Here is a 9,580-nt window from a genome sequence, read left to right as displayed (position 1 = left end):
GCGTCGGTGGTGAACCACGCCGAGAGATAGAGTCCGAAGACGTGGGCCTTGTCGGGTCCGGTCAGGACTTGCATCCCCATGAACTCGGCCGAAGTCTGCACGTAGTTGAAACGCTTGAGCGTCACGCCCACGCCGTAGGTGAGCGAAGTCTCGTATCGCGAGCCCTTGGTCACGCCCGGAGGCGCGCCCACGGGGACCTGCTCGGGAAAGGTGCCAATCTCGCTCAGCCCGGCGCCGCCGATCAGATACAGATGGTTGGTGTCGTTGAAGTCCCAGACATAGAAGTCCGAGCGCCCCATGAAGTTCAGGATCGAGAAGGCGCGGTCGCCCTGACGCGGCCCGGTCATGCCGTGAAAGAGGAAGGCGAGCGAGAGCCGGTCCTCGACAATGAAACCGCCGATCTGTGCGTTGCCGCTGAATCCAGCCGATCCGAGCTCGTAGCCGTCGAACTCGTTCTTGTCGTTGGCGACGTAGATCATTCCCAGAGCGCCGGCGAAGAACCAGCCGCGCCGCTTCATCACTTTACCGCCGAAATCGGGATCGCCCAGCGCATCCCACTGGCTCTGCGGGGTCGTAGCGCTCTCTTGTCCGTTGGCCTCTTGCGCATGGGCCGGAACGGCCGCCAGCAGCAGGCCGCCCGCAAGCAGGAGGACCAGGGCGCGCAGGGGCGCGGCATATCGGAGCCAGAGCGTCATGGAGGGCTCTCATACTCCCGGGTCGGGGGCCGGTCAACGCTCTTTTTTGTCCCTGTCGCTCCGGTCTCCCCAGACAAATGATCGCAAGTGTTGACACAGACGGTGCCGGGTTGTTACGTGAGGCTTCCCGAAAGGGTGTCATCAAGAGAGGAACCCGCCGCCCGGGGGCGGAGCCCGCATGAGCAGACGATCCATCATTGTCCTGAGCCTTGGCCTGGTGCTTACCCTGTGCGCGCCCGGCAGTGCGCACGCTCTCTCGTTGCTGGGCGGGAAGGATGCTTCCGCGCCCGCGCACTCCGTTCTGGGAGATCGCAGCCTGGACTGGGGCGTTCACCAAGAGCAGCCCCTGATCGGTCGGTGGAGCATGCTGAGCGCGCAACTCGAAGCGGCCCAGGCGCCCACCGAGCAAGCGGTGCGCGAGTCCGAGAACGCCCGCAAGCCCCAGTGGCTGCGCCCGCAACCCACGCTCAGCGACTATGCGCTCGATCTGGCGCTGGCAGCGGCGGCAACTTTTGCGTGGAAGCGCGCGCTCAACGTCACGGCCGCGCGGCGTATTCTGGTGGAATCCTACGACAACTGGGGCGACACGCTCTCGACGCGCCCGCCCATCAACGATGGCAACCTGTGGCTGACCAACTGGGTGCTCCACCCGATGCTGGGTATGTACTACTACCAGTGGTTCCGCTCACGCGGGCACAGCCGTCTGCTCTCGGCCCTTGGTGTTTTCCTGGAGAGCACCTTCCATGAATACATCATTGAGTCTTCGTTCGAGCCCGCCAGCGGGATCGACATCATCCTCACGCCGGGGCTGGGCATCCCGCTGGGAATGCTTACCGACGAAGTCTCGGTGCGCTGGGCCCGCAGCGACTCGACAACCAAGCGCGTGCTGGCCTATGTGATGAATCCCTTCCTCACCATGCCCTGGGCCAGGTGGCGCCGTGACATTTCCTGGGACCCGCGCGAGGACCGCCTGAGCTTTCGCCTCGGCGTCGACTTCTAGCCGCCGCCCAGCCGGCAGACGGGCCGGATCGGGCAGGGGGCGCATTTTTCTTCCACCACTTTGTGCGGGCAGTCGCGCAGAATCCCCAGACGCGCCAGGGCGAAGTCGAAGCGCACGGGGTCTTGGGGGTCGATGAGACTGAGCGCGGCGGTGACCTCATCGGCCATTTTCCAGTCGACGCTCTTTCTCTGACTCAAACCGATGTAGCGACAAATGCGCGAGAGATGCGTGTCGAGCGGAATGCGCAGCGCGCTTGCCGGCATCGCGTCCTTCCACAATCCAAGGTCGATCTCGTCGGAGCGCACCATCCACCGAAAATACATGGCCAGTCGCTTGCGTGCGCTGCCGGGCGTGGGCGGCGAGAGCAAAAATGAAAGCCCCCGCGTGCGCGCCGCGGTTTTCGGGAGCGCATTCTCGAGCGCGCTGCTGAAGGCGGCGCTGACCTGCCAGAAATCTTCCGATGATTGCCAGCTTGTTGCCACAAGCTCGCGCAGCGAACCGTGCGTATCGAGTACGCCGCGCACGGCGGCCAGATAGGCCGCGAGGTCCGCGCCGCGGATCCAGCGATGGCCGAGCGTCGCAAACTCGCGGGCGGCGCGCGCGTGATCGAAACCGGCGATGTAGCGTGCGGGATTCTCGCCCACCACGGTGAGGAGTGCATCGATGGACGCGCCCACCGAGCGCACGTTGCCGAAGGCCAGCATGGCGCTCAAAAGGCCGACCACTTCCTGATCGGCAGGGGTATTGAAACGATGGACGAACTGGATGGGATCGCTGCTGAGAAAATCACGCCGATGATAGCGTGCAAGCAGGGCTTCGAGAAACGGAGCCAGGTCTTTCGCGTCAGTGGTGGGCTGGGCTGTCACAACCCGGAGGTTACAGGAAGAGGGGCTTGGCAAGCCAAGCCCCTGCCAAACATCTCGGGGTAGGGGGCTGGCTTGCCAAACCCATGTCAGGAATCGGTGTTGTCTTCGGCGTTGTCCGCGCTCTGTTCTTCGGCGGTCTCGGCGGCGGGCGCGCTGCCGGCAACGCCGAAGACCTGCATGGGCGGGCGCAGGTCCTTGCGCTCGGGATGCTGGAGCACAAGGCCGATCTTCCCTTCGAGCACGGAGCCATCGTCATCGAAGAGTTTGTTGGCCACGCCCAGAAGTTGGCAGGTGAGCGGCTTCTCGGCTCCCTGGGGGGTGAAGCGAACGTCGGCCTTGACGCGGGGCGCGGCGCCCTCGAAGGTGCCGACCACCATCACGCCCTTGTCGGGAACGGTGAGCGCGCGCTCGACCTCAAAACGATACTCGGCCCATTCGGGAAGAGCGGTTTCCTCGGGAGCGTTCTCATCCGAAGATGCCTCGGGCGCGCTTTGTGGCGTCGCGGCCTCTTCGGGCTCGGCGGCTTCGGCGGTCTGTGTCTCTTCGTGTTGCTCGGCTTCCGTCATGGTGGCGGAGTTCTCCTGCTCGCGGGGCGGCCCCGGGTGTGATTGACTAGCCCTCCGGGCCGTGCGCGGTCAAGGCTCTTTGCGAAGGATGATGCCAAGGCGCTGCGCCCCGCTGAGCGGCAGCTCGCGCCGGTGCTCGGCCTCGAGCGTGAGGTCGTGCCCGGCGGCCAGTGCCAGCGCGGATTTGCGCTGTTTCTCCCACGTGGGGCCCTGCAGCAGCACCAGTTCCCCGCCTGCGCGAAGGTAGGGCGAGAGCCAGGGGATCAAAGTGGCGGGCTCGGCGAGGGCCTGCGCGGTGACGACATCAAAGTTTCCGGCCAGCGCCGGGTCGGGCGCGCGGGGGTCGAGCCGCTGCGCGCGTGCCTCGAAATTGGAAAGCTCCAGCATCCGGGCCGCGTGCTGCTGGAAATGAATCTTCTTCTCACGCGCGTCGATGCTGAGAATCTCGAGTGCGGGCCGCGCAGCGGCGAGGACGAGGCCGGGAAAGCCCGCGCCAGATCCCACATCCAGCACGCGCCCGCTTGCTGGCAAGTGCTCCAGCAGGCACAGCGCCTCCAGGATGAGATTCTCGTAGACGGGTTCCTCGCCGCGATAGCCCACCAGCCGCACGCGCTCGTTCCAGCGCAGCAGCTCTTGGCACAGGCGCGAGAGCGCTTCGCGGAGTGGGCCTTCCCAGCGGGTGCCGGCCTTCGCGGCGGCTTCACGCAGGGCTTGTTCGAGAGTGGCGTTCATCGGCAATCTCTATAACGCGGGCGGACGCGCCCGGCGAGCGGACATGAAAAAGCCCCCCAACGCCGGGCGCGGGGGGCTTGGTTGGAGCAGGCTTGAAGATCAGGACTGCGCGGCGGGGTCGCGGAAGCTCTTGACCAGTTCCTCGACCGGAACGTGGATCTCCACCTTCACCGCCTCGCGGGCGCGCTGGGTCCACTCGCTGTAGATTCCCTCGAAGCGCTCGCTGCGCAGCTTGCTGCGAATGGCGTCGGTCTGTGCTTCAAAGAGCGAGGGATCGGGGTTCACGCGCTTCTTGATGCGCGCAAACGCGACCTTGTCGCCCAGCTCGTAGACCTCGGGGGTGACTTCGCCCTCCTTGAGGGAGAAGAGCGTCGCCTTGAGCTTGGCGGAAGCACCGAGCTGGGGGACGACGTCCACGCCGGAGTTCTCGCCAACCTTCTCGCGACCGATGCGGCTGAATGCCGGCACGTCGATCACGACGACGTTCTTGTGCTTCTTGCTGATGTCGGTGCCCTTGGCGCCGGCGGCTACTTCGGCGCGGACCTTCTCAAGTTCGGCGGCGGCCTGGGTGCGGGCCTTCTCCTGCTTGAGCAGGTCCTCGATCTGACCGCGCACTTCCGAGAGCGGCTTGGGCTCGGGCTCGATCGTCTCCAGAAGCTTCACGATCACCCAGCGGCGGTTGCTCTGATGAAGAATGGCGCCGCTCTCGGGCGTCATTTCGTCGAAGATCTTGGTGAGCAGCGCTTCGTCGCGACCCACGCCGGGAATGACGTCCTCGCGCGTGATGCTCGCCTCGCGAACATTGAGCCCCTCGCGGGCCTTGGCCAGCTCTTCGAGCGACTTGGTGGCCGACTCGGCATAGCCCAGCTCGGCGTCCTTCTGGGCCAGCTCGGCAGCGCGGTCCTGGCGCATGCTGGTCTTGAGCAGGTTCTCCACGTCGGCCAGGTCCTTCTTGGAGCCGGCCTCGTAGACCTTGAGCAGCTTGAGGATGTGGTAGCCGTCCTTGGACTCGACGATGTCGGAGACTTCGCCGGGCTTCATGCTCATGAACTTTTCGGCGACCTTCTTGCGGTAGTAGCTGGCCGGGGCGTAGCCGTCCTGGATAAGCCCGCCGTTCTGCAGGCGCTTGGCCGAAGCGTCGTCGGAATCGGTGTTGGCCAGGATGGTGAAGTCCGAGCCGGCCTTGAGCTTGGCAAGCGCGGCCTGGGCGCGCTTGAGGGCGTCCTGCTTGCGCTGCTCGTCGCTGCGCGCGTCCTGGTCGTTGCGCTTGGCCCAACTGTAGTAGATGTGGGCGACGCGCCAGTTCTTCTCGCTGAGGGTGAACTTCTCGTTCTCGGCGTCGTAGGCAGCCTTGAGCGCCTCGTCGGAGAATTCATTTGCTTCGGGAAGGCCCCAGTAGGGCGCACCCATGCCATCGTAGCTCAGGTAGCTGATCTTGCGCTTTTCGGGCTGGAAGTAATCGACGGCGTGCTCGTCGTAGTAGGTCTTTACCTCGTCTTCGCTGACGCTGACCGAGGCGGCCAGGTCCTTGGAAGCGAGCGTGAAGGCCTCGATCTCGACCTTGGTGTTCTCATCGACGAAGCGCTGCTGCACTTCGGCCTCGCTCACCTTCACCTGCGAGGCGAGGAAGCGCTGGAACTTGTTGAGGGCCAGATCGCGCGAGAGCTCGCTCTCGAACTGGGTGTCGGTCATGCGGTTGCTGCTCAGGAAGCGCTCGTAGCGCTTCTTGGAGAACTTGCCGTCAACCTGGAAGTTGGGGTTGTCGAGAATGACGCGGCGGAGCTCATCGGCGCTGGTGCCGAACCCGAGGCTTTTCACGTATTCCTCGGTCGCGTAGTTGTCGATGAGCTGGTCGAAGGCCTGCTGGGGGATGCGCTCTTCGAAGTAGTCCTTGAGCTGGTCGTAGGCCTCGCCCACCTGGTCGCGGTAGCGCGCCCGGAGGCGGACGACGGCGTCGGCCACGTCGCGGCGGTAGAGGCGCTGGTTGCCCACCTCGGCGACGACGTCCTCGGCACCGCCCTGACGGGCAGCGGGAAGGACCAGGAATCCGACGAAAAATGATGCGGCGATGGCCAGAAGGCCCGCCTTGATGAGCCAATTGCTTTGCGCCTGGCGAATGAACTTGAGCATGGTGGCTGTGTCGCTCTCCCAAAGATATGCGAAAAATACTCTGTGCCCGCCCCGATTTCGCAGGGATCGGTCTGGTCGCCGCTCCCGGGTGGGGGCCGTGGGGCCAAGGGCCGCAACATTGGCACATGAGGCGAAAGCGTCAATAGCCCGGCGAGGCGGCGAGGTCAACATAAGCGCCTGAAAACATTGACAAAAAGGCCGTTCCGGCATAACAATGAACAAGCCTTTTGTACCCAAATGCGAGAGCGGGTCAGGTGAAGGCAACGGGACGTGCCGCCACGAACTGGAGGGAGCTTCAGGCTCGCGGCGTATTCTGCCGTTTTGTCGCCTGGGCGTGTACCCGCGGAAACTTAGAGAATACCAGTGCTCAAACGCATCGCCGGCCTATTTTCCAACGATCTGGCAATCGACCTCGGGACTGCCAACACCCTGGTCTATCGCAAGGGGGCGGGCATCGTACTCGATGAGCCCAGCGTGGTTGCCGTGCAGATCGACTCGCGCGGCGGGCGCAAGGTGCTTGCCGTGGGCAAGGAGGCCAAGCAGATGCTCGGCCGCACGCCCGGAAACATTCAGGCGATTCGTCCGATGAAGGACGGCGTGATCGCCGACTTCGACACGACCGAGGCGATGCTGCGCTACTTCATCACGAAGGTGCACCAGCGTAGCCGCCTGGTGCGTCCGCGCATCATCATCTGCGTCCCCTTCGGCGTGACCGACGTTGAAAAGCGCGCGGTGCGCGAATCGGCCGAGCAGGCCGGCGCCCGCGAGGTTTATCTGATCGAAGAACCCATGGCGGCCGCCATCGGCGCGGGTCTACCGGTCACCGAGGCCTCGGGCAACATGGTTGTCGACATCGGCGGCGGCACCACCGATGTGGCGGTGATCTCGCTGGGCGGCATCGTGCAGTCGGCTTCGGTGCGCATCGCCGGCGACAAGATGGATGAATCCATCGTCCAGTATGTGAAGCGCAAGTACAACCTGCTCATCGGTGAGACCACCGCCGAGCAGATCAAGATGCGCATCGGTTCGGTCTACCCCGAGGGCGGCGAGCCTCGGACCATGGAGATCAAGGGCCGCGATCTGGTGACCGGAATTCCCAAGAGTCTGGAGCTCAACTCCGACGAAGTGCGCGAGGCGCTCAGCGAGCCGGTTCACGCAATCGTGAACGCCGTGCGCGCGACGCTCGAGCGCTGCCCGCCCGAACTGGCGGCCGACATCGCCGACCGCGGCGTGGTGCTCACCGGCGGCGGCGCGCTGCTGCACAACATCGATGTGCTGATCCGAGAGGAAACGGGTCTTCCAGTGGTGATCCCCGAGGATCCGCTGCTTGCCGTGGCCCACGGGTCGGGCAAGGTGCTCGATGAGATCGAGCTGCTCAAGCAGCTTACCTTTGCCGGCAACTAGCAGTGCGCGCCCGTTGCGGCGCTGCGCATTTGCGAGTCGGCTTTGAAATTTCTGAGTTCGTGGTGGCTGGGGAGTCTGCATGCGGGCGGGAGCATTGCCCGCGCGTTATGGCGTCGCCGGGGGGCGGCCCATCAAGGTTGAGATCGGCGAATTGCGCGAGTTACTCAAAAGACCGCCGGCGTTCATGGCTTTCCTGTTGCTCACCTGCCTGGTGATCTTCCTGGGATCGGTGCGCCGCCAGAACTCGCTGGGCCCGGTGCCCAAGGGCATCCTCACCATTGTCTCGCTTCCGCAGATCCTGCTTGCCGACGGCATCGACGGTGTGCGCCACCTCTGGAACGATTACCTCTTCCTGGTCGGGCTCACCGAGCGCTACGAGGCGCTGGAACTGGAGACCCGGCGACTTCGCGCCGAGCGGGTGCAGCTTCTCGAGCTCGCACGTGAGAATGCGCGCCTGAAGAAACTTCTCGACTTCAAGGAGCGCCAGGCAGGTACCCTGCTTCCGGCGCGCGTGATTGCTGAAGCACGCGGGACGACCTCGGTGCTCACCATCGACCGCGGCAGCTCCGACGGGGTGCAGCCCAATCTTGCGGTCGTGAGCTACGAGGGCCTGGTGGGGCGCACCGGTCAGGTCACGCCCCTTACTTCCCAGATCATTCTGCTGCAGGATCCGCGAAGCCGCGTGCCGGTGCGCACCATGCGCGCGCGTGCGCGCGGAATTGCTGCCGGGCGCGGGCAGGGCGAGCTTCTTTCACTCGACCGGGTGCGCCGCACCGAGGACATTGAACCCGGCGACGATCTGGTGACCAGCGGCACGGGCACCGTCTATCCCAAGGGAATTCCCGTGGGCACGGTCACCGATATCGAGCGCGGCAGCTACGGCCTGCTGCAGGATGCATGGATTGCGCCGGCGGTCGACTTCACGCGCATCGAGGAAGTGCTGGTCATCCTGCCCGGCGCCGAACCCCAGTCTGCGTCGCTCGAAGCGCCCGCCACTTTCGGCGAGCCCGCGCATCTGGACCTGGAGGAGGCCCGATGATTGTCGAAACGGGATTCTCCTGGCGGGGCGTGGGCCTCTATGCGCTGGTGGGCGTGCCGCTCATCCTGCTCCAATACGTGCTGGCGCGTGAGTTTGATTCCGCAGTCCCGAACATTGCGCTCATTCTGGTGGTTCATGCCGCGTTTTTCCGCGGCGTGCATGAGGCCGGCGTGGTTGCGCTCATGTTGGGGGCGCTCGCCGATGCGCAGGACGCGGGGTTCTTCGGCTACCACATGGTGCTCGCGCAGATCTCCCTTATCGTCACGCGCATCCTGGCCGAACGCATTTTCTCGGAGACCGGATTCTTCCAGTCGCTCGTGGTACTGGGGCTGAGCCTTGGCTACCACGTGGCCGGCTGGCTGCTGCTGCTTACGCTGACCGAAGGCGCGCCGACACTCGGCGAGTATGCCAAGGGCGCGCCCCTTACCGCGCTGGTCAGTGCGGGGACGGCCTTTGTGCTCGCCGCGCTTCTGACGCGCATGTATCGCTGGCCCTTCTTCCAGCTCGCCAAGCGCGGGCTCTAGGAGACTCACCGTGGCGCTCGGCGGAGACCATCTGCTCAAGCACATCCAGGGACGCCTGACCTGGCTGACCGTGGTGATGGCGCTCCTTTGCTCGGTGCTCGTCTCGCGCCTGTTCTATCTGCAGGTGGTGAAGCACTCCTTCTACGCCGTGCTTGCCCACGAGAACAAGATCGTCTCGGAAATCGTGCCCGGCGATCGCGGCATGATCCTCGATCGTTTCGGCGAGGTGATCATCGACAACCGCCCTTCATGGAACGTCTACCTTCTTCCCGACAGCTTCCTGGCCTCGCGCCGTGACACGGAGAAGCAGGCGCGCGCCGAGGCGACCATCGAGCGCCTCGCACAGATTCTCGAAGTCAGCCCCGAGGAAATCTGGAAGACCGTGCGCGAGGGCGGCGGACGCCTTCGTTTTCGCCCGGTGCTGGTGCGCGACGATGCGACCTGGGACGAGATATCGAAGATCGAGGAGATCAACCTGCGTGCCAATGGTGTGTTCGTTCGCACCGAGCCGGTACGCGAATACAAATACGGCGGCGTGGGCGCACACTTTCTGGGCTACATCCACGAGGTCAACGCCGATGAACTCAAGCGCCTGAAGGAAGAATATCCCGACCATGGCTACCG

Annotated in this window: 10 protein-coding genes; 5 read left to right on the top strand and 5 right to left on the bottom strand. The window is 64.6% G+C overall.

Annotated elements, in window-relative coordinates; translation table 11 throughout:
• Nucleotides 1-695: hypothetical protein (locus KDH09_10725; GenBank protein ID MCB0220159.1), on the bottom strand; the 695-nt coding region annotated here is incomplete at its 3' end.
• A 178-nt stretch (nucleotides 696-873) separates the two neighbouring features.
• Here KDH09_10725 and KDH09_10720 point away from each other — a divergent pair.
• Nucleotides 874-1,695 (top strand): DUF3943 domain-containing protein, encoded by an 822-nt coding sequence (locus KDH09_10720; protein ID MCB0220158.1) that lies wholly within the window; start codon nucleotides 874-876, stop codon nucleotides 1,693-1,695.
• On the opposite strand, the gene KDH09_10715 is transcribed toward KDH09_10720, so the two are convergent.
• The 4 genes from KDH09_10715 to KDH09_10700 all read right to left on the bottom strand — a co-directional run bounded on the left by KDH09_10715 (nucleotide 1,692) and on the right by KDH09_10700 (nucleotide 5,989).
• Nucleotides 1,692-2,561, bottom strand: a complete 870-nt coding sequence (locus tag KDH09_10715; GenBank protein MCB0220157.1) for a TIGR02757 family protein — start codon at nucleotides 2,559-2,561, stop codon at nucleotides 1,692-1,694. The two genes, KDH09_10720 and KDH09_10715, sit on opposite strands and share 4 nt — an antisense overlap.
• Before the next feature lie 86 nt (nucleotides 2,562-2,647).
• The gene (locus KDH09_10710; GenBank protein ID MCB0220156.1) at nucleotides 2,648-3,127 is read right to left on the bottom strand and encodes a hypothetical protein; all 480 of its coding nucleotides are present in this window, start codon (nucleotides 3,125-3,127) and stop codon (nucleotides 2,648-2,650) included.
• A gap of 69 nt (nucleotides 3,128-3,196) precedes the next feature.
• Nucleotides 3,197-3,859, bottom strand: a complete 663-nt coding sequence (rsmG, locus tag KDH09_10705) for a 16S rRNA (guanine(527)-N(7))-methyltransferase RsmG (GenBank protein ID MCB0220155.1) — start codon at nucleotides 3,857-3,859, stop codon at nucleotides 3,197-3,199.
• Nucleotides 3,860-3,958: 99 nt separating this feature from the next.
• Nucleotides 3,959-5,989 carry a SurA N-terminal domain-containing protein gene (locus tag KDH09_10700; GenBank protein MCB0220154.1) on the bottom strand — a complete coding sequence of 677 codons (2,031 nt, stop codon included), beginning with the start codon at nucleotides 5,987-5,989 and terminating at the stop codon, nucleotides 3,959-3,961.
• A 363-nt stretch (nucleotides 5,990-6,352) separates the two neighbouring features.
• Between KDH09_10700 and KDH09_10695 the strand changes: the two genes are divergently transcribed.
• From KDH09_10695 to KDH09_10680, 4 genes are all read left to right on the top strand, one after another.
• Nucleotides 6,353-7,393, top strand: coding sequence for a rod shape-determining protein (locus KDH09_10695; protein MCB0220153.1), 1,041 nt, complete (start codon nucleotides 6,353-6,355; stop codon nucleotides 7,391-7,393).
• Nucleotides 7,394-7,577: 184 nt separating this feature from the next.
• Nucleotides 7,578-8,432, top strand: coding sequence for a rod shape-determining protein MreC (gene mreC / locus KDH09_10690; GenBank protein ID MCB0220152.1), 855 nt, complete (start codon nucleotides 7,578-7,580; stop codon nucleotides 8,430-8,432).
• Nucleotides 8,429-8,956, top strand: coding sequence for a hypothetical protein (locus tag KDH09_10685; protein MCB0220151.1), 528 nt, complete (start codon nucleotides 8,429-8,431; stop codon nucleotides 8,954-8,956). The genes mreC and KDH09_10685 overlap by 4 nt, the downstream gene beginning before the upstream one ends.
• Nucleotides 8,957-8,966: 10 nt before the next feature.
• On the top strand, nucleotides 8,967-9,580 hold a 614-nt coding region (locus KDH09_10680; GenBank protein MCB0220150.1), incomplete at its 3' end, for a hypothetical protein.

It is taken from the genome of Chrysiogenia bacterium (assembly GCA_020434085.1).
In the GTDB taxonomy this organism is placed as follows: domain Bacteria; phylum JAGRBM01; class JAGRBM01; order JAGRBM01; family JAGRBM01; genus JAGRBM01.
Note: the sequence above shows the minus strand (reverse complement) of the source record. Positions and strands in the feature narration are given on the sequence as shown.